Source organism: Rouxiella chamberiensis, from assembly GCF_026967475.1.
Classification (GTDB): Bacteria; Pseudomonadota; Gammaproteobacteria; order Enterobacterales; family Enterobacteriaceae; genus Rouxiella; species Rouxiella chamberiensis.
The window spans coordinates 2,570,537-2,590,984 of sequence record NZ_CP114058.1 but is presented as its reverse complement, the minus strand read 5'-3'; the positions used below and the strand labels follow the sequence as shown (position 1 = coordinate 2,590,984).

Sequence of the window (20,448 nt, the reverse complement as noted above, 5' to 3'; positions counted from 1 at the left end):
AGCGAGGCTAGTGGGAGTGATCGTGGCCGTGATGATGATGTCCGGCCGAACTTGCCGCCACCTCGCTTATCGTACAGTCTGGCGTTTCGCACACGCCATACTCCATCTGGATAGTCGCGTGGCCAATCTTGTACTTGTGTGAAAGATGATGCTGGATCCGCTCGAGCAGAGCGTCGTGATCGTGCGGCGGCACCACTTGCGCGTGCAGCGTCATCACACGCTGTTCGCCAATCTGCCAGACATGGACGTGGTGAACGTTACGCACTTCCGGGATAGCCATCGAGAGGTCACGGCGCAGTTTGTCGATATCAATCTCCTGCGGCGTGCCTTCAAGCAGTTCATGAAAACTCTCTCGCAGCAACGCCCAGGCATTGCGCAGAACCAGACACGAAACAAGTACCGACAGAATCGGGTCGATAGGCGTCCAGCCGGTGTACATGATGATAAGCGCTGCCGCTACGGCCCCGACGGAACCCAGCAGGTCGCCCATGACATGCAGTGCCGCGGCCCTGACATTGATGTTCTCTTTTTCTTCACCCTGATGCAGCAGCCAGAACGCCAGCAGATTGGCAAACAGTCCCGCAATGGCGATAACCAGCATCGTGCCGCCCAGCACCGGCTCCGGCGTCATAAAGCGGCGAATGGCTTCCCAGAGAATGAGGATAACGATGAGCAGCAGCGCAGCGGCATTGACGAACGCCGCCATGGTCGTGAGGCGCAAAAACCCGAAAGTATGGCGCGAGCTTGGCTTGCGGCGTGCAAAACGAACGGCCAGCAGAGCCATCAGCAGCGCGGCGGCATCGGTCAGCATATGACCGGCGTCGGCCAGAAGGGCGAGCGAACCCGAGATAATCCCGCCGATAACTTCCGCTGCCATAAACACCACGGTAACCAGAAAAGCCAGCATCAGACGGCGGCTATTGCGGTCCTCGGGTAAGAGAGAACGTCCTGACATATTTTTCCCTATTTGCAATGTAAACGGGAAGCCGAAGCTTCCCGTCATGGTAACAATTTTTAACGCCGATAACTCAGTTGCCGGTCGCCGCAGACTGTTTGGTCCCCGGAGTTTGTTTCGGGCAACGGCCATCTTTACACATTGTAATTTTATGATCGGTATTTTTGCTGGTTTTCTTGTGCGTCATCGGTTTTTTAGGCTGGGGTTGTTGCGCCGTATTGGTATCCGAGGTATTGATTTTGCTGTTGCTCACCCCATTGGGTGCCAGGCGGTCTACGGAACCCGGGCCGCCAGACTGGTTGGCGTTGCCGTTGTTGGAGCCTGATCCACCGGTGGATCCGTCTGCTGCCAGAACAGCGCCGCTGCTAAATGCAAGACCTGCGGTCAAAAGTATCATTGCTAGCTTTTTCATTGCCATTTCTCCAAACAGGGATAAGAAGATGAAATCATCAACTATTGAAAATGTTTATCAATATAAAAGCTTAGTCGAGGAATAGGCCTCTGCAATGAGATAAATGCCGATTAATGGGGGAAAGTCGATTTACAGGCGTAACCATAGCCGCTAGATTGAACGCGTTCGGAAATTTGATCCGCTTATTTTATGAAATGCCCATTGGAACAGTTATGAATTATCAAAACGACGATTTACGCATTACAGAGATTAAGGAACTTTTGCCGCCAGTAGCCCTGCTGGAAAAATTCCCCGCAACCGACAAGGCTGCAAAGACGGTTTCCGAGACGCGCAATGCTATCCATAAGATTTTAAAGGGTAATGACGATCGTTTGTTGGTGGTAATCGGTCCCTGTTCCATTCATGACCCCAAGGCGGCCAAAGAGTATGCTGCGCGTTTGCTGACTCTTCGCGAGGCACTGCGCGGCGAGCTGGAAGTCGTGATGCGCGTTTACTTTGAAAAACCGCGTACGACCGTGGGTTGGAAAGGGCTTATCAACGATCCGCAAATGAACAACAGTTTCCAAATCAACGACGGTCTGCGCATCGCGCGTAAATTGTTGCTGGATATTAACGACACCGGTCTCCCGGCGGCGGGCGAGTTCCTGGACATGATCACGCCGCAATATCTGGCGGATTTAATGAGCTGGGGCGCAATTGGCGCACGCACCACCGAATCCCAGGTTCACCGTGAGCTGGCCTCGGGGCTTTCCTGCCCGGTCGGGTTTAAAAACGGCACTGACGGCACCATCAAAGTGGCGATTGACGCCATCAACGCCGCAGGCGCGCCGCACAGTTTCCTGTCTGTGACCAAATGGGGTCACTCTGCCATCGTTGGCACCAGCGGCAACAGCGACTGTCACATCATTCTGCGCGGCGGCAAAAAGCCCAACTACAGCGCCGAGGATGTGAAAATCGTGAAAGAGGGCCTGCTGCAAGCCGGTCTGCCTGCCGAAATCATGATTGACTTCAGCCATGCCAACAGCAGCAAGCAGTTCAAGAAGCAGATGGCAGTCTGTGAAGACGTTTGCGGCCAGATTTCACGTGGCGAAGACGCGATTATGGGCGTGATGGTCGAGAGCAATCTGGTGGAAGGCAATCAGAATCTGGAATCCGGCGACCCTCTCGTGTACGGCAAAAGCGTTACCGATGCCTGCATCGGCTGGGAAGACACCGAAATCCTGCTGCGCAATCTTGCCGATGCGGTCAAGGCTCGTCGCGGTTAAACCGTTTGCGAAATCAAGTACCTGACGAGCACGATGTTGCACGCATTAAAAAAGAACGCCGAGGCGTTCTTTTTTGTCTTTAAAAAACGCTGACGTCACGCGCCGCGTCTTTACATCACGTTCGAATTACTTGGCTTTACCCTGGTTGGCAACCGCCGCAGCTTTTGCCGCGATCTCTTCGGCGTTACCCAGATAGTAGTGCTTCAGAGGTTTGAAGTTTTCATCAAACTCGTACACCAGTGGCACACCGGTCGGGATGTTCAGCTCAAGGATTTCATCTTCGCTCAGATTGTCGAAGTATTTCACCATCGCGCGCAGGGAGTTACCGTGTGCGGCAATAATGACGCGCTCACCGCTTTCAACGCGAGGTTTGATAACGTCGGTCCAGAAAGGAATCACGCGATCGATGGTCAGGGCCAGACTTTCGGTGGTTGGCAGCTCTTCAGGCAGCAGTTTGGCATAACGCGGGTCATTGCCCGGGAAACGCTCATCGCTCTTGTCGAGTTCTGGAGGAGTGACGCGGAAACCACGACGCCATTGTTTAACCTGCTCATCGCCATATTTGGCGGCCGTTTCGGCTTTATCGAGACCCTGCAACGCACCGTAGTGACGTTCGTTCAGTTTCCAGGATTTTTCAACGGGCAGCCAAGGCTGATCCAGTTCATCCAGAACGCTCCAGAGCGTATGGATGGCACGTTTCAGTACAGAGGTGTAGGCGAAATCGAACTGGAAGCCTTCATCTTTCAGCAGCTGACCTGCCTGCTTTGCTTCGGTACGACCTTTTTCCGAAAGATCAACATCATACCAACCGGTAAAACGGTTCTCTTGGTTCCATTGACTTTCGCCGTGTCTTACAAGAACCAGCTTGAATACAGCCATAGCTAAACTCCTCAATTTACTGAAATTCCAATGACAACTGGCCCCATTATAGGGCGTCACCCCCGCGACAGCAAACAATAAACGAAACGCGCACCCGAGTTTTCGGAATGCGCGTTAATGGGAATTTGCTTTATTGCCGTTTACGCAGCTTTTTTCAAACACTCACTCATAAAGGTCTTGCGGGCGTCACCTTTCAGCTCTTTTTTGGCAGCATCCGCGTTACAGGTCTTCATTTTATTCTGCTGGGTAGACAGGGCCTTGTCGTTGGTCTGGGTCTCTGCTTTCAGGCAGTGGCTCATAAACGTTTTACGCTCGTCGCCCTTGAGACTCTGGGTCGTCGCCTGCTGATTACAGTCGGTCATTTTCTGGCGTTGGGCCGTTTGCGCCGCAGAAGGCGTTTTGGTTGCATCCGCTGCCAGTGCGTTGCCGCCAAGACACAATGTTGCCAGCAGAGATAACAGGATAGGTAAACGCATAACTCATTCCTTTTGAAACGTCCTGCCTACCAGGACACCCTGTAAGCGTAGATGTCGCCGTCGCGTTTGGTATGGAAAACAGACGATGAAGCTCACAAATTTTCTTTTTTCCGGCCTTTAACGCCGCTTTCACGCCCTGTTGTCGAAATCCTTCGCGTCCTCCCGAAAAACTTACACAAAAATTACCTAAAAGCAGGGAACTCGGGAGGGTAAAAGCGTTGACAGGAATCTTTATGATAATTATTATCATTTTCATTACAAAGAGTGACCCAATAAAACCCTGATAAATAACAGGGTCTTGCCGTGCGTATAATTTGTCATTGCATGGCCTGAATCACCGCTGAAAAACAATTGCTGAGCAAAATAATAATCCTAAAAACTGTTAAGGCCATTTTAATGTCTCCACACAAGGGAACGCGTCACCTCCGCACGCTGCTGACTCTCAGTCTGGTCGCCAGCTCAGTCATGAACGCCATCGCCGCAGAATCCACAACTCCTGCGCCTGTCGCCACCGCTTCTGACAGCAACACTGCGGATGCCGGCGATGTCATGACGGTTATCTCGCCGAAAATAGAGCGAAAAGCCGGTGCCGAAACCAAAATCACCGCGCAGGAGATGCAACGCGACGGCGGTAACGATTTCGGAACCATCCTGCGTTATCAGCCGCTTATCAGCGCAACCGGATCGGCGGGCGGGTCCTCTGTCGGCAAAAGCGGGTATGACCGCAGCGGCTACACCGGTTACAACGTCCGTGGTCTGGAATCCAACCGCGTCGCGATCGACGTTGACGGCATCGCCCAGCCCAATGCAACCGGCAGGCCTTATGTCGGCCGCGCAGGGCAGGATACCTTTGGCATGGGCCGCGACTACATCGATCCTTACATGTACGGTACCGTGGGTATTCAGTCGGGCGCGACCAATGTTTCCTACGCCAACACCTCGATTGGCGGGGCCGTCTCGTTCCAGCCAAAATCGGCCGACGACTATCTCTCTGCCAGCAAGCACAGCTATTTTGGCTACCAGAGTGATTACGACTCTTCCAATAGAAGCTGGCACAACGGCATTACCGTTGCCGGTGGCGATCGCGATCTGAGCGGCGTCGTGGTTATCAGCCGTCGTGACGGCCAGGAAACCCGCAACAACAGCGGCACCCGCGATGCGTATCCGGCCAACTGGCACTCGGACGCCATCATGGCCTCGGGCACCTGGGCGGCAACCGATACCCATACCCTGACCGGCACGGTAGACCTGTACTCCAAGACCAATCACACCAATTTTGACTCCTGGAACAGCGCAGGGTCGGCGGTCAACGGCACCAACTATCAGACCAGCGAGACGCGCCGTCTGAGTGCAAGCCTGCTGGATCACTGGACGCCTTACTCGTCGCTGGTCGATACCATCGACACCAAACTGTTCTATCAGAAGACGCAGGCGCACGATAACACCTATGGCCCTAATACTCTGGGCACAGCACAGGTGCGAACCTTCTCGGATTTGAATGCGCACACCTTCGGCTTCGACAACAAGATGGCGAAATCCTGGGGCATTCACGAGTTCCGCTGGGGGTTGAACGGCAACATTTCCGAAGCGGATCGTCCGTTCAACCAGACGCCGGTGCAGAGCACCTATGCCTACACCATGCCGCCGCAGGCTAACAGCCGCACCTACGTCTTTGGCGCGTTTGCTCAAGACACCATGACCTGGGACGTCGAGGGACATAACTTCTCCATCGTGCCGGGGCTGCGTCTGGCCTACCAGAAAACCGAACCGAAAGATCTGGCGACGCTTGCCAACAGTTCCCTGTCGGAATCGGCGCTGTCGACCCTTTACGGCTCGACCAGCGATACCCAGCTTCTGCCGTCTCTGGCTTTCCTGTATGACATTACGCCGAAGGTCACGACTTACCTGCAATACAAGCGCGGTGCGCAGTTCCCGGATGCCAGCCAGCTTTACGGCTCGTGGAATCTTAGCTCCAGCTATGCCGGTTCGCAGCAGTATGCGCTTATCGGAAATTCCGACCTTAAAACCGAGACCAGCAATAACTACGAGTGGGGCATCAAAGGGGAAGCCACGCCGGGGATTACCTTTGACCTGAACGCGTTCTATAGCCAATACAAGAACTTTATTGCCTATACGCGTTACACCCGTTCGGGCAGTCCGTCGGTCTTTACCAATATACCAGGCAATATCTATACCGCCTATGAAGCCGAAAACCGTGATGAAGCCTATATCTACGGCACCTCATTAACCACGCGTTTCAACTTCGGCACGTGGTATCAGCAGGTTAACGGTCTGAGTGCGCGCCTGTCGTTCGGCTATGCGAAGGGCGCGTCCAAGTCCAGCTATGCCGGTGACAAATACGTCGACCTCGACAGCGTACCGCCAATGAAACTGGTGACCGGTCTGGCGTATGACGATCCGTCCCAGCGTTACGGCGTTGCCGTTACCGCAACCTTTAACAAAGGCAAGCAGGCCACGGCGACCAACCGCGAAACCTACACCAACACAGGCACGGCGATCACCGACTCATCCACCGAATACGCGCGTATTCCGGGCTACGGGATTGTTGATTTGACCGGTTATGTGCAGGTTGCGAAAAACGTCAAACTCAGCGGCGGTATCTACAACGTCACCGATAGAAAATATTGGGACTACCTGAGCACCCGCGACACCGAAACCTCGACGGCGCAGGATAAAGCAGACCTGGCTCTGGCGACCATGCCGGGCAGAACCTTCCAGTTAGGGGTCAACGTCGATTTCTAATCGTTTTCGGCAGAGGTAAAAGAGAAGGGCCATCGATGCGATGGCCCTTTTTTATGCGGGGTAACTTTTTACAGCGCGAAGAACTGATACACCGTCGAGGCGCGATAGGTTTGCCCCGGTTTCAGCCAGCAGCTTGGCTGCGGCCACGTCGAGTGATTCGGGCTGTCCGGCAGGAATTCACTCTCCAGCGCCACACCGCTGTAGTTGGCATAATGCCCGCCACTGCGATTCGGCGTGCCATTGAGGAAATTACCGCTGTAGAGCTGCAATGCCGGTGCTGAAGTAAATACCGACATCTTCACTTTTTCATCCGCAGACCAAAGATGCGCGGCGGCATTTTCACTGGCGTTGCAGGTCGCGTAAAGCAGATAGGCGTGGTCGTAACCTTTCACCCGCTGCTGATCGCGATCGCTCAGAAAATCCTGCGCCAGCGTTTTTGGCTTGCGAAAATCCATGCCGGTTTGCTGCACGGATGTTAGATCGGCGCACGGGATCCCGTCGCTGTCGACCGGCAGGAAACGCTCCGCAAACAGCTGTAACTTGTGTTTGCGCACATCATGACCTTCACCATCCAGATTGAAATAGGCATGGTTGGTCAGATTCACCGGACACAGCTTGTTCACCTGCGCCTTGTAGCTGATTTCCAGACGATTGTCGTTGGTCAGTACATAATGCACTTCCGCCGTCAGTTCACCTGGAAAACCTTGATCGCCATCCGGCGACACCAGCTGAAACGTGACTTTCTGGTCGCTGTGGTTAAGGATTTTCCAGCGCCGCGCGTTAAATCCTTCCGGACCGCCGTGCAGCTGGTGAACGCCCTGATTGGCGACCAGCAGATGCGGCTTGCAGTCTATCTGAAATTGGGCACGGGCAATGCGGTTGGCATAGCGTCCGACCGTTGCGCCCAGATAGGCGGTCTGCTCGGGATACGCTTCGGGCGATTGGCAGCCCAGCAGCAGCTCGCGTTTTTCCCCGTCTGCCAGCGGCAGAACAAAGGAGAGCCAGGTGGCACCCCAGTCCATAAAGGTAGCTGTGGCACCCGCAGGGTTTTTTAGCGTAACCAGTTGAAAAGGCGCACCATCAGGCGCGCGATGGGTGTCCGTGGCGATTAGCATACGCTTGCTCCTTCCGACGCCTGACAGACGTAGAACCGTCTCTTTGATGCCGGTTTTTGCGTGATATTCGTGTGCAACGGTTTTACGAACTTCATCGACCAGATCGCTTGGGATCAGCGCAACGATACAGCCGCCGAAGCCGCCGCCGGTCATGCGCACACCACCACGATCGCCGATAACCGATTTCACAATCTCGACCAGCGTATCGATAGGCGGCACGGTGATTTCAAAATCGTCACGCATCGAAGCATGGGACTCGGCCATCAGTTCGCCCATCTTTTTCAGGTCGCCCTGGCTCAGGGCAATCGCGGCGGCTTCGGTACGATCGTTTTCGGTAATGACGTGACGTGCACGGCGTGCAGTCATCGGGTCCAGCTCGGAAGACTTCGCCGCAAATTCGGCCATGTTCACATCGCGCAGCGCCTTGACGTTGAAGAAGCGCGCGGCCTCTTCGCACTGCTTGCGACGGGTGTTGTATTCGCTGTCGACCAGACCGCGCTTCACGTTGGAGTTGATGATAACCACCGACGCGTCTTTCGGCATGGAGACGGCGCGGGTTTCAAGCGAGCGGCAATCAATCAGCAGCGCATGATTTTCCTTGCCGAGGGCGGAGATAAGCTGGTCCATGATGCCGCAGTTACAGCCGACGAACTGGTTCTCGGCTTCCTGACCGTTAAGCGCAAGCTGCACGCCGTCAATCGGCAGGTCGTAGAGGCTTTTCAGCGCCTGACCGACGGCCACTTCGAGCGAGGCGGAAGAGCTGAGGCCCGCGCCCTGAGGGACGTTGCCGCTGATGACCAGATCCGCGCCCGAAAAATCGCTGTTGCGCAGCAGCAGGTGCTTGATAACGCCGCGCACGTAGTTGGCCCACGGCAGGGCGGTGGTGCTGACAATCGGCTCATCGAGCGAGAAGGTATCCTGCTGATTGTCGTAGTCGGCGGCAATCACCCGGATTGTGCGGTCGTTGCGCTGACCGCAGGCGATCACGGTTTCATAATCGATGGCGCAAGGCAGCACAAAGCCGTCGTTATAATCGGTGTGCTCGCCAATCAGATTGACGCGGCCCGGTGCCTTGATGGTCATGGTGGCCGGATAGCCAAACGCCTGTTCGAAGATTTCCAGAGTCTTGTTTTTCAATTCCATCATTTTACTTCGGCCTCGCGATAATGAACGTCACTGACCGCACGCAGGCGCTCGGCGGCCTGCTCGGCAGTCAAATCTCGTTGGGTTTCAGCCAGCATTTCATAGCCGACCATGAATTTTCGTACCGTCGCCGATCGCAGCAATGGCGGATAAAAATGCGCATGCAGCTGCCAGTGCGAGTAATCCCCCTCGCTGTAGGGCGCGCCGTGCCAACCCATTGAATACGGGAAAGAACACTGGAACAGGTTGTCGTAACGGCTGGTGAGTTTTTTCAGCGCCAGTGCCAGATCACGACGCTGCTCGTCACTCAGTTCGGTAAGACGAAGCACTTTGGCTTTCGGCAGCAGCAGGGTTTCGAACGGCCACGCCGCCCAGTAAGGCACGACTGCCAGCCAGTGCTCGGTTTCAACGACCGTGCGGCTGCCGTCGGCCTGCTCGCGCTGTACATAATCGACCAGCATGGAAGAGCCGTGCTGCGCCAGATATTGACGTTGCAGATGGTCTTCACGATCGGCTTCGTTCGGCAGGAAACTGTTGGCCCAGATTTGGCCATGAGGATGCGGGTTGGAGCATCCCATCGCCGCGCCCTTGTTCTCGAAGACCTGAACCCACGGATAGTCTTTGCCCAGGTCGGCGCTCTGCTCCTGCCAGGTTTTCACGACTTTTTCCAGCGCATCAACGGAAAGCTGTGGCAGCGTTTTGCTGTGATCCGGCGAGAAGCAGATCACGCGACTGGTGCCGCGCGCGCTCTGACAGCGCATCAGGGGATCGTTGCTTTCCGGCGCAAAAGGCGTGTCCGGCATCAACGCGGCAAAGTCGTTGGTAAAGACGTGCGTACCCTGATAGTCAGGGTTGACGTCGCCCGTGACGCGGGTATTGCCCGGACACAGGAAACAGTCGGGATCGTGCGCGGGCAACGTCTCGTTTGACGGCGTTTCCTGCTGTCCCTGCCACGGGCGCCTGGCGCGGTGTGGACTTACCAGCACCCACTGATCGCTCAGCGGGTTATAGCGACGATGGGGATGTTCAATGGGATCAAAACTAGACATTCTATTTCCTTAATCCGGATAGCCCTGTGGATTTTTCGATTGCCACAGCCAGGTATCCGCAGCCATGTCTTCCAGATTTCGGCTCACACGCCAGTTCAGCTCATTGGCCGCCTTGGTCGGGTCAGCCCAGTAGGCAGGAAGATCGCCTTCGCGACGCGGCGCAAAGTGGTAGTTCACCGGCTTGCCGCAGGCGGCGCTGAAGGCGTTGATAACGTCGAGTACGCTCTTGCCGACACCGGCACCGAGGTTGTAGATATGAACGCCCGGTTTATCGTGCAGGGTTTTCATGGCGGCAAGGTGGCCATCGGCCAGGTCAACGACGTGAATGTAGTCGCGCAGACAGGTACCGTCCGGCGTGTCGTAATCGTCACCAAAAACTGACAGAGAGTCGCGACGACCTACGGCAACCTGCGCGATAAACGGCATCAGGTTGTTCGGAATACCCTGAGGATCTTCACCCATCAGGCCCGACGGATGAGCGCCGACCGGGTTGAAGTAGCGCAGCAGGGAAATACTCCAGTCTGGTTCGGCGCGTTGCAGGTCTTGCAGAATCTGCTCGACCATCAGCTTGCTGCGACCATAGGGGCTGGAAGGGGTTCCGGTCGGGAAGTCTTCGACGTAAGGCGTTTTTGGCTGGTCGCCATACACGGTCGCGGAAGAGCTGAAAATCAGGTTGGTGACACCGGCGGCGCGCATGGCTTCGACCAGAACCAGAGATCCGTAGACATTGTTGTCATAGTATTCCATCGGCTTGCTGACCGACTCGCCCACGGCTTTCAAACCGGCAAAGTGGATGACCGAGTGAATGGCATAGTCGCTGAAGATTTTGTCGAGCAGCGCGCGGTCGCGGATATCGCCTTCAACCAGCACCGGCGTTTTGCCTGTCAGCGTAGTAATGCGCTCAAGAACGCTCGCTTTACTGTTGCAAAGGTTATCCAGAATGATGGGCTGATAGCCTGCTTCAATCAGTTGAACGCAGGTATGGCTACCAATGTAACCGCTACCACCTGTGACGAGAACATACATATCGACTCCTTGAAGATTAACTTAGGACAACAATATCACGCTGTGCGGCGCAAAAAGGTGATCCATCCTAAAAAATGGTATCGTTTACACTTGTAGTTTATCACTCGTGCCAGTGCCATGCTATGGGAGAAAACGGAAGATTTAAAACGCGTACAAGCGAGAGTAGAGTAGGAGTGTAATCGCTTACAGCACGATTTTTGGTGTTAAATTGCGTTGATGCAAACACTAAGTCGATGGATGCGGCGGGTTTCAGCCAACGCGTTGGGGGTTGATGGGCTACGGCAGACGCCGCCTTAGGTGCAACGTCTGCCAATGAACCGCGCGTTGCCTTGCGATTCTCGGGCTAAAACCGCAGGCGCGGCTAAAGCGCCTCTGTGCGGTAAGTATAAATCTCTCCCTCGGGGATAAAACTCAGGCGGTGCGTAATGCACTGCGGCGCGTCTTCGGCATGGTGGGAAACAAACAGCAACTGCGTGTTGCCCTCGCCAATCAGCACGTCGATAAAACGACGTACCAGCTGCCGGTTAAGGGGATCCAGCCCTTGAAGCGGTTCATCGAGAATAAGCAGTGCGGGGTGTTTGACCAGCGCGCGGGCAATGAGCGCCAAACGTTGCTGGCCCCACGACAAACTGTGGAAAGGCGTATCCGCCAGCGACCCGCCAAGCCCGAGCCGCTCCAGCCATTGCGTGGTCAACTGCTGCTGCCTGTCCGATACCGCCTGATAAATGCCAATCGAATCAAAGAAGCCCGACAGAATGACATTGCGCACGGAAGCACTGACCCGATAATCGAGATGCAGGCTGCTGCTGACATAACCGATATGCCGCTTGATGTCCCAGATGGTTTCCCCGCTGCCGCGACGACGGCCAAACAGCGTGAGATCGTTGCTGTATCCCTGCGCGTGGTCGCCTGTTATCAGGCTCAGCAGGGTCGATTTCCCTGCACCGTTCTGCCCGACAATCTGCCAATGCTGACCTGCTTCGACCCGCCAGCTCAGGCCGTGCAGAATAGGTTTGTCATTATATTGCACCACGCCGTTGTTCAAGACGATCAGCGGTTGATCCTGGGGTGGCGAAACCTTGCTGGTCGGATCTTCACTTTCAGGAAGCTGCATTCCGGCCAGATTTTCACTGTGCGCCAACTGCGCAATCAGCGCGTCGGACAAAATCTGCTGTCGCGCGCCCACCGAAGCCAGCGTGCAGTCCGCCAGCACACCGACATGTTGCACAAATTCCGGAATATCGTCGAAACGATTTAACACCAGCACCATCGTTTGCCCGTGCGCGAACAGTTCGGACAGCATCTGGGTCAGCTGTTGACGCGCATTCACGTCCAGTCCGTCGAAAGGTTCGTCCAACACCAGAAGGTCGGGCTGTTGCATCAATACCTGGCAGAGCAGCGTCTTGCGCGTCTCGCCGGTTGAGAGATATTTAAAGCGGCGGTTCAGTAAATGCGCGATGCCGAACTGGGCGGCCAATTTTTCGCAGCGTGCCGCATCCCTGACCTGTTCCTGAATGATTTCTGCGGTGGTGCGGCCCGTGTCGTCTTCGTCTGCGCCAAGCAGATCCGTATTATTGCGCTGCCATTCTTCGGCCACCAGTTTTTGCAACTGTTCGAAAGAGAGACGAACCACGTTGCCAAACTCGTTGCAACGACTGCCTCCAAGCAGCGTCAAAGAACCGGCAATCGCGCGTGCCAATGCGGATTTACCGCTGCCATTGGCACCGACAAACGCCCAGGATTCGCCCTGATTCAGGGTTACTTCGGCGAGGTTAAGGGTGCGAGTATCGCCAAGGCGAAAAATCGCCTGTGAAATGTGTAGAGATGACATGATGCTCCTGCCTGCTTATGACTTGGGGACGATTCGCCAATACCGGCCCTGAGATTCTTGTGAAAAGGAATCATTATGGATTTCAGGAATAAGCGCATCCCCGTCCCAAGTCAATTGACAATTCTGCAAACTGTCAGCGCTATTTTTGCAAGATATTGAAATAAAAGTATATTAACAGAGGGTGGCGACGATGACCTGGTCAGCATCGAACTGGGCAAACAGCGCAGTGCCGAGTTTGAGGTCGAGTTTGGCAAGTGTTGCATTCGCGACCGTAGCACAGAGCGTTTCGCCCGCGTCGAGGGTAATCAGCACTTCGCTGTTGTCGTGACCGCGCTGAATGCTCTGCACCGTGCCGGCCAGCGCGTTGTCGGCGTTATCTGCCTGATGACTCAGGGTTATCCACGGTGCCTTGATAAGCACCAGAATTTCCTTACCCGGACTCAGCGACAGACGATCGGCACTCTGGTTCGGTCAGGGCGGCGCGAATTCGCGTTTTTCCGTCGGCAAGCAGGACGTCGATATGCTGCTGTACGGCTTCATGATCGCGTTCGATAACCGTGCCGAACAACTGATTGCGGGCGCTGGTTTGCAGTGAAAAGCGGGAAATGGCCGCCAGCAGACTGTCCAGCGGCAGGGCATCGTCTTTTAGCACATCAAAAGCTTTCTGCTGAATCTGCGCCAGCAGCTCATAAAGTTGAATCAGACGCTCGCCATAGCGCGTCAGCTCCGCACCGCCGCCGCCTTTGCCGCCGGTATTGCGCTCGACCAGCGTCTGGTCGGCGAGTTGATTCATCTCGTTGATGGCATCCCAGGCGCTCTTGTAACTTATGCCGGCGAGCTTGGCCCCCTGACTGATAGACCCGGTGATCTTCACCTGTTTCAGCAGTTCGATACGCCGTGGATCGGCAAAGATTCGCTGCTGGAGTTTCAGGGTTAACAGAATTTCAGCTTGCATAAATAGGGTCCAACCTTGGCGTAAAAAATGTCGCGGGTGCGATCGAGAAGGGCGTAATGCGCTATTGTCGCCGATTGAGACGATGACTTAAACTGCTCTGCGGCGGTATTCCGTCGGCGAGTGGGTGAAAAGCTAAAGTAATTGCGCAAATTCGCTGTTAAGATTAGTAACATATTTTTACTTTCGCCTTCCGGGCGTTGCAAGCCAGCACAAAGAGGTCTTTATGTTAGAACTTTTAGAAAGTTTGCTGTTCGCCATCCTCATGGTCCCGATCTTTATCGCCCTTATTCTGGGGCTGATTTATGGCATGGGCGAGCTGTTCAATGTGATTTCGAAAATCGGACATCCAAAAGAGTCCCGCAGCGAACCCAAGACCTGAAGCCTGCACTCCGATTAAAACACCTGGCCCCGTGCCGGGTTTTTTATCCCTATTTCGCCCAAAGCCGTTGTCTCGGCATTTTTCCACGCTATATTATCGTTTACATAACGATACAGGTTTCTCACTTCAAGGAAAATCAATGCGCATCTCTCTGGGTAAAGGATTGGCCGTTGCCGTGCTGGCGACCGGAATGTTCACGCAGGCGCAGGCGGCCGACAAAATTACCGTTTTCGCGGCGGCCTCATTGACCAATGCCCTGCAAAAAATTGCCGATCAATATCAGCAGGGCAAAGAAGTGCAGATTGTCTCGTCGTTTGCCTCATCCTCTACGCTTGCCAAGCAGATTGAGCAGGGCGCGCCCGCCGATCTGTTTATTTCCGCCGATCAGCAGTGGATGGATTATACCGTCGGCAAGCAACTGATGGTCGACAACACCCGTTATACGCTGCTCGGCAATGAACTGGTGCTGGTGGCGGGCAAAGACAGCAAGCAGACCAAAATCGAGATCAATAAACAGACGCCGTGGCAATCGCTGCTCAACGGCGGACTGCTGGCGGTTGGCGATCCGGCGCACGTGCCCGCGGGGATTTATGCCAGAGAGGCGCTGCAAAATCTGGGCGCGTGGACGGCACTCGAGCCAAAACTCGCACCGTCGAGCGATGTGCGCAGCGCGCTGGCGCTGGTGGAGCGGGGCGAATCGCCGCTCGGGATTGTTTATGGCTCCGACGCGGTGGCGAGTAAGAATGTCAAGGTCGTGGGCGTCTTCCCGGAATCCAGTCACAAGCCGGTGGAGTATCCGATGGCGGTGGTGAAAGGTCATGAAAGTCCGGCGCTGAGCGCCTTTGTAGCCTATCTGAAGACCCCGGCGGCCGGTGCCATCTTCAGGCAATATGGCTTTACGCCGCGTTGATGCTGCTGAGCGACGCTGAATGGCAGGCCGTTATTCTGAGCCTGAAAATCGCCGGTCTGGCGGTGATAGTCAGCCTGCCGCTGGGCATTCTCACCGCGTGGGTGCTGGTGCGCTGCCGATTTCCGGGCAAGTCACTGTTTGACAGCATCATCCATTTGCCTCTGGTGTTGCCGCCGGTGGTGATTGGTTATCTGCTGCTGGTGGCGATGGGGCGCAAGGGATTTATCGGCGAGCGATTGTATGACTGGTTTGGTTTCAGCGTCAGCTTTAACTGGAAAGGCGCGGTGCTGGCCGCGGCAGTAATGGCGTTTCCGCTGATGGTGCGGGCAATCCGCCAATCTATCGAAGCTATCGATACCCGTCTCGAACAGGCGGCGAAAACGCTGGGGGCCTCGCCGTGGAAAGTGTTTTTCACGCTGACACTGCCGCTCTCGTTGCCCGGAATTATCGTGGGTTCCGTGCTGGCCTTTGCCCGTTCGCTGGGCGAGTTCGGCGCCACTATCACTTTTGTCTCCAATATTCCCGGTGAAACGCGCACCATTCCGCTGGCAATGTACACGCTTATTCAAACGCCCGGCGCGGAAGGTGCAGCGGCCAGACTCTGCGTATTGGCTATCCTATTGTCACTGGCGGCCCTGCTGTTTTCCGATCTGCTGGCAAAACGTAGCCGCAGGCGTTTGGGGGCTGATGCTGACGCTTGATTTCAGCCAGCGGGTAGGCGATTTGACCCTCGAGGTGCAGGCGGTGCTGCCGGAAAAAGGCATTACCGCCATTTTTGGCCTGTCGGGAGCTGGCAAGACCTCGCTCATCAATGCCATTGCGGGTCTGACACGCCCCGATAGCGGATCGATTATTCTCAACGATCGGGTGCTTTCACGGCAAACGGGAGCAGGGCAGCCCGCCGTTTTCATGCCGCCCGAAAAACGGCGGATTGGCTATGTGTTTCAGGATGCGCGGCTGTTTCCGCACTATCGGGTTCGCGGCAACCTGCAATACGGCATGGTGCCCGCCCTGCGCCCACGTTTCGACAGTATCGTCGAGTTGCTCGGTATCGAGGCGCTGCTCCATCGTTATCCGTTAACCCTCTCCGGCGGTGAAAAACAGCGGGTCGCCATTGGTCGTGCGCTGCTTAGCGGGCCGGAACTGCTGTTGATGGACGAACCGCTGGCGGCGCTGGATCAGCCTCGCAAACGCGAGTTGCTGCCTTATCTCGAACGGCTCGCTCGTGAAATAAACATTCCCATTCTTTACGTGACACACAGCATGGATGAAATTCTGCAACTCGCCGATAAGGTGCTGATTCTGGACAAGGGCAAGGTGCTGGCGCTGGGCGATGTCGAGGAAGTGTGGGCAAGCAGCGTGATGCGCCCGTGGCTGCCGCGCGAGGAGCAGAGCAGCGTGCTCAATGTCGAGGTTATCGAGCATCATCCGCATTACAGCATGACGGCGTTGGCGCTGGGCGACGAACGGCTATGGATCCCGAAAGTTGCGGCAACGCCCGGTACCACGATGCGTATTCGGGTGCAGGCTGCCGACGTCTCGCTGGTGCTGCAACCGCAGGCAAATACCAGCAGTATTCGCAATATTCTACCGGCGCAGGTGGTCGAGTTGCTGGAAAGCGAGACAGCCATCGACGTCAAGCTTCGGGTCGGAGGGCATGTTCTGTGGGCCAAAATCACCCCGTGGGCGCGCGACGAACTCGCCATCGCGCCGGGACAATCGCTTTATGCGCAGATTAAAAGTGTGTCGCTAAGCCGCAGCTAGCTCCGGCATGAGTGAGAAAAAACAAAGCCCGCGCAGGTGGGCGGGCTTTTACTCGTTACAGCACTTTGCTGCGAATAACCTCGGCGATGCCGGGTTGTTCGTGATCGGCGATGACCAGTCCGGCGCGGGACTTGATTTCATCATCGGCATTGCCCATCGCAACGCCGAGCCCCACGTTTTCAAGCATGCTCAAGTCGTTGTAATTGTCACCGAATGCAACGACATCGGCCATGCTCAGGCCCTGGGATTCCACCCACTCCTGTAGACGACGCCCTTTACTGTTGCCGCCTTTGGCGATATCGACCTGATCGTGCCATGACCATTCGCAGGCGAGTCCCAGCTCTTTTTCGGCCTGTTGTGCAAAGGCTTCCAGCGCGTCGAGGTCGTGGTGCGAGGTCGCGAACTTCCAGACGGAATGCGCGTCGTCGACCGCCTCACGCAGGCTGTTAACCTGAATAATGGTCGGCTGCTGGCCTTCGGGCAGCGTTTTTCCCCAGGCTATCGACCGTTCTACGTGACCGCTTGGCTGCTGATAAAGCATGGCATCGTCAACGTACAGCAACCCGTGAATCCCGTAATACTCCAGCAGGTCGACCACTTTTTTGGCCTTTATCTTGTCCATCGGGTCGGAGGTGATGACCTTGCGTGCCTGATAGTCGTAAAGGTAGGTGCCGTTACAGCAGATAGCGGGCGTATCTAGCGCAAGCGCCTGATAAAAAGGGTGGATCGCTACATGGTGACGTCCGGTCGCAATAATGACCTTAATCCCTGCGGCGCGTGCATCAGCCAGTGCAGAAAGTGATTCGGGAAGAATTCGTTTTTGACGGTCAAGCAGCGTGCCGTCGAGATCGAGCGCGATTACGCGATAAGTCATGAGCGGTTCCAGCAGTCAGTCGGTGGATAAAAACAAGGCTATCGATGTTACACCTTAACGCACAAGGATAAAACCTCGCATCAGGGGCTAATGGCTTGGCAGGGGGTATGCTGCTAAGCTGATGAACAGCTAATTTAAACAAAACCGAACGAAACCGATTTCAGCGTTAATAAGGAGATATGATGAAACAAGTCGTTTATGTTGCCAGCCCGGACAGCCAGCAGATCCACGCCTATACCCTGCATGACAACGGCGAGCTGGCGCTGCTGCAAGTCGTCGAGGTGCCGGGTCAGGTACAGCCGATGGTCGCGTCGCCGGATGCCCGCCATCTCTATGTCGGCGTGCGTCCCGAGTTTGCAGTACTGACTTATCACATTGCCGACGACGGCAAGCTGGAACAGGCAGGCATGGCGCCGCTGCCGGGCAGTCCCACGCATCTGGGTATCGATTTGCAGGGCCGTTTCGTGTTCAGCGCCTCGTACAGCTACAACAACGTCAGCATTCATCCTATCGGCAAAGACGGCGTGGCGCTGGCTCCGCAGCAGGTTCTGGAAAACCTTCAGGCACCGCATTCGGCCAACATTGATCCCACCAATCAGCTGCTGCTTATCCCCGCACTGAAAGAAGACCACATTCGCCTGTACGATTTCAGCGAGCAGGGTGAAGCGACGCCTCACCAACCTGTGCAGTTGAGCACCGTCGAGGGCGCGGGTCCGCGTCATATGGCTTTCCACCCGAATCAGCACTTTGCCTACTGTGCCAACGAACTGAACGGCACCGTCGACGTCTACCAGAAAGAGGTCACCAGCGGCGAATACAAAAACGTGCAGTCGCTGGATATCATTCCTGCCGACTTTACCGGCGATCGCTGGACCGCAGACCTGCACATTACGCCGGACGGCAACTATCTGTATGCGTCCGAGCGCACCTCAAGTCTGCTTGCGATAATGAAAGTGTCCGCAGACGGCGGTGAACTGACGCTGGTGGGGCATCACGCCACCCAGAAACAGCCACGCGGTTTCAATATCGACAACAGCGGTAAATTTGTGATCACTGCCGGTCAGAAGGCCGATGATATCGAAGTGGCACAAATTGACCCGGCCAGCGGCAAACTGAGCACGCTGAAGCATTATCCGGTGGGCAAGGGCGCAATGTGGGTCACGATTATCGAACTGCATCACTAATCGTCCCTGTTTCGCGATAAAAAAAACGCCAGACCGTGACAGTCTGGCGTTTTTTATTGGCTTGAAAAGCGAACCTGCGAAATGAGTTACTTAAGGCCGGCGGCGGTGTTGTTGTACTGCCACAGGCGATTGAAACCGGTGTCGTTAAGGTCGCGATTTGGCGCGATGTTGCCGTTGAACGGACGCTGCGAATAGGCGGCATTGCCCCACGGCTGTTGCAGGTTGTAGCTGGCGTCAATCTGGCTGTCGCGGATAACCAGCTGACCATTCGGCGTCTGACCCGGCGCGTAACCCCCTCGGCAGTACCCAGATCGGCGGAACGACCCAGCAAGGCTTTCTGTGATGCGCCTTCGCCGGAGAAGCCCTTGTCGCCGGTCAGACTGCTGTCAATCACCAGATAGCCATAAGGCGCATTGGCAGGAGTAATCGGTGCAAATACGCTGGCCTGCTTCACGCCACGGCTTGATACGGTATGGAATTCGACGTGATCGAAGACCGCATTCGCCATGCCGGTCACGTAGTCGACATCACCTTCAATCAGGCTGTTATGCACGTAAACGCGGCTGTAACGGTTGGTCACCGGCTTGTTGCTGACGTCGCTTGTGTTGACCAGCAAGGTATTTTCACGACCCAAAACGTGAACGTTTTCAAGTAGCGTCTGGTCGCCATCAACGCGCAGCGCCACGGCAGGGTGTTCGCCCGCATCGGTGGTATCCAGCAAGCTGTTGGCGACGGTCAGGTTCTGCAACTGCAAGCCACGGCTCTGCGCCCACAGCGTTGCGCTGCAATCTGCGCCGAGGGTGGCTGCCTGCTGATTGCCGCACAGCGAGAACATGTACCAGGCGCGGTCGCCCGGCAGGAACTCGCCGTTGGCATTCACGGCCTTGCGATAGTCGGCTGGCGCAATGCCCGCCTCCAGACCCTGTTGCAGCACAACCTGATCCGGGCTGGTGCCCGCACCGAACAGGCTGATTGGCGGTGCGCCTGCCGGAATGTAAATCGTGCCGGTATAGGTGCCGGGCAGGATTTTGATGTATTCGCGTTCGCCGTGATTGTGATCCTTCATTGCCGCGTTAATCGCCTGCTGTACCGTGGTGAATTGCGCGCCGTCGGTGCCTTTCTGCGGCCCGACCACATAGGCGCTGCTGACGTTGTCGGTATTGGCGACGACCGGCGTCCAACCTTGCTGCTGAGTCTGGACAGAAGGTCCGCCAAAGGCCAGATAGGCGTTCTTGGTGAAGTTCGAGGCTTCATCGGCGCTCAGTACCGGCAACGCTGCTGTGCCCGGTGCAACCTGCGTTGAGAGATTCTCTTCGCTATGGCTACAGGCGGCAAGAACCAGCGAGGCGGATAATACGGCGCAGGCGCGCGACAGAGGGGTTATTTTCACGGTGTCAGACTCCTTGAGGCACAAAAAAAGCGGCCAGCACGGCTGACCACTTGGCAATGTAAATTCGGCTGTGTTTTA

16 protein-coding genes and 3 pseudogenes are annotated in these 20,448 nt (G+C 55.7%); 7 read left to right on the top strand and 12 right to left on the bottom strand.

From position 1 onward, the window contains the following. Positions 1 to 7 precede the first annotated feature (7 nt). Together zitB and O1V66_RS12020 are read right to left on the bottom strand one after the other, a co-directional pair. Positions 8 to 955, bottom strand: a complete 948-nt coding sequence (gene zitB / locus O1V66_RS12025) for a CDF family zinc transporter ZitB (RefSeq protein WP_045046215.1) — start codon at positions 953 to 955, stop codon at positions 8 to 10. A 73-nt stretch (positions 956 to 1,028) separates the two neighbouring features. Next, complete coding sequence (locus O1V66_RS12020) at positions 1,029 to 1,367, bottom strand: protein YbgS (RefSeq protein ID WP_045046216.1); 339 nt, start codon at positions 1,365 to 1,367, stop codon at positions 1,029 to 1,031. 212 nt (positions 1,368 to 1,579) lie between these two features. Here O1V66_RS12020 and aroG point away from each other — a divergent pair, with 212 nt between their 5' ends. After that, positions 1,580 to 2,632, top strand: coding sequence for a 3-deoxy-7-phosphoheptulonate synthase AroG (gene aroG / locus O1V66_RS12015; RefSeq protein ID WP_045046217.1), 1,053 nt, complete (start codon positions 1,580 to 1,582; stop codon positions 2,630 to 2,632). A gap of 126 nt (positions 2,633 to 2,758) precedes the next feature. Here aroG and gpmA read toward each other — a convergent pair whose 3' ends face one another. After that, positions 2,759 to 3,511, bottom strand: coding sequence for a 2,3-diphosphoglycerate-dependent phosphoglycerate mutase (gene gpmA, locus O1V66_RS12010; RefSeq protein WP_045046218.1), 753 nt, complete (start codon positions 3,509 to 3,511; stop codon positions 2,759 to 2,761). Between the two features lie 140 nt (positions 3,512 to 3,651). Continuing rightward, complete coding sequence (locus O1V66_RS12005; protein ID WP_045046219.1) at positions 3,652 to 3,987, bottom strand: PsiF family protein; 336 nt, start codon at positions 3,985 to 3,987, stop codon at positions 3,652 to 3,654. Positions 3,988 to 4,383: 396 nt separating this feature from the next. On the opposite strand from O1V66_RS12005, the gene O1V66_RS12000 reads away from it, so the two are divergent. Next, the gene (locus O1V66_RS12000) at positions 4,384 to 6,750 is read left to right on the top strand and encodes a TonB-dependent receptor domain-containing protein (protein WP_045046220.1); all 2,367 of its coding nucleotides are present in this window, start codon (positions 4,384 to 4,386) and stop codon (positions 6,748 to 6,750) included. 68 nt (positions 6,751 to 6,818) lie between these two features. On the opposite strand, the gene galM is transcribed toward O1V66_RS12000, so the two are convergent. The 6 genes and pseudogenes from galM to modE all read right to left on the bottom strand — a co-directional run bounded on the left by galM (position 6,819) and on the right by modE (position 13,869). Then, complete coding sequence (galM, locus tag O1V66_RS11995; protein ID WP_045046221.1) at positions 6,819 to 7,865, bottom strand: galactose-1-epimerase; 1,047 nt, start codon at positions 7,863 to 7,865, stop codon at positions 6,819 to 6,821. Beyond that, positions 7,859 to 9,011, bottom strand: a pseudogene (galK, locus tag O1V66_RS11990) (galactokinase). Before galK ends, galM begins: the two are co-directional and overlap by 7 nt. Next, positions 9,008 to 10,057, bottom strand: coding sequence for a galactose-1-phosphate uridylyltransferase (galT, locus tag O1V66_RS11985; protein WP_045046223.1), 1,050 nt, complete (start codon positions 10,055 to 10,057; stop codon positions 9,008 to 9,010). Before galT ends, galK begins: the two are co-directional and overlap by 4 nt. A 9-nt stretch (positions 10,058 to 10,066) precedes the next feature. Continuing rightward, entirely contained in the window at positions 10,067 to 11,083 is a 1,017-nt protein-coding gene (gene galE, locus O1V66_RS11980; RefSeq protein ID WP_045046224.1) for a UDP-glucose 4-epimerase GalE, read from the bottom strand. Between the two features lie 361 nt (positions 11,084 to 11,444). Next, entirely contained in the window at positions 11,445 to 12,914 is a 1,470-nt protein-coding gene (gene modF / locus O1V66_RS11975) for a molybdate ABC transporter ATP-binding protein ModF (protein ID WP_045046225.1), read from the bottom strand. 171 nt (positions 12,915 to 13,085) lie between these two features. Beyond that, positions 13,086 to 13,869: pseudogene (modE, locus tag O1V66_RS11970) on the bottom strand (molybdenum-dependent transcriptional regulator). A gap of 223 nt (positions 13,870 to 14,092) precedes the next feature. Between modE and O1V66_RS11965 the strand changes: the two are divergent. From O1V66_RS11965 to modC, 4 genes are all read left to right on the top strand, one after another. After that, entirely contained in the window at positions 14,093 to 14,248 is a 156-nt protein-coding gene (locus O1V66_RS11965) for an AcrZ family multidrug efflux pump-associated protein (protein ID WP_045046227.1), read from the top strand. 139 nt (positions 14,249 to 14,387) lie between these two features. Beyond that, entirely contained in the window at positions 14,388 to 15,158 is a 771-nt protein-coding gene (gene modA, locus O1V66_RS11960; protein ID WP_045046228.1) for a molybdate ABC transporter substrate-binding protein, read from the top strand. Continuing rightward, positions 15,158 to 15,859 (top strand): molybdate ABC transporter permease subunit, encoded by a 702-nt coding sequence (modB, locus tag O1V66_RS11955; protein WP_269127536.1) that lies wholly within the window; start codon positions 15,158 to 15,160, stop codon positions 15,857 to 15,859. Before modA ends, modB begins: the two co-directional genes overlap by 1 nt. Beyond that, positions 15,846 to 16,922, top strand: a complete 1,077-nt coding sequence (gene modC / locus O1V66_RS11950; RefSeq protein WP_045046230.1) for a molybdenum ABC transporter ATP-binding protein ModC — start codon at positions 15,846 to 15,848, stop codon at positions 16,920 to 16,922. Before modB ends, modC begins: the two co-directional genes overlap by 14 nt. Positions 16,923 to 16,977: 55 nt before the next feature. Here modC and O1V66_RS11945 read toward each other — a convergent pair whose 3' ends face one another. Further along, positions 16,978 to 17,796 carry a pyridoxal phosphatase gene (locus O1V66_RS11945; RefSeq protein ID WP_045046231.1) on the bottom strand — a complete coding sequence of 273 codons (819 nt, stop codon included), beginning with the start codon at positions 17,794 to 17,796 and terminating at the stop codon, positions 16,978 to 16,980. Between the two features lie 182 nt (positions 17,797 to 17,978). Between O1V66_RS11945 and pgl the strand changes: the two genes are divergently transcribed. After that, on the top strand, positions 17,979 to 18,980 hold the full coding sequence (gene pgl, locus O1V66_RS11940) for a 6-phosphogluconolactonase (protein WP_045046232.1): 1,002 nt from the start codon (positions 17,979 to 17,981) through the stop codon (positions 18,978 to 18,980). Between the two features lie 86 nt (positions 18,981 to 19,066). On the opposite strand, the pseudogene O1V66_RS11935 reads toward pgl, so the two are convergent. Next, positions 19,067 to 20,370, bottom strand: a pseudogene (locus O1V66_RS11935) (putative acyl-CoA thioester hydrolase). Positions 20,371 to 20,448 lie beyond the last annotated feature (78 nt).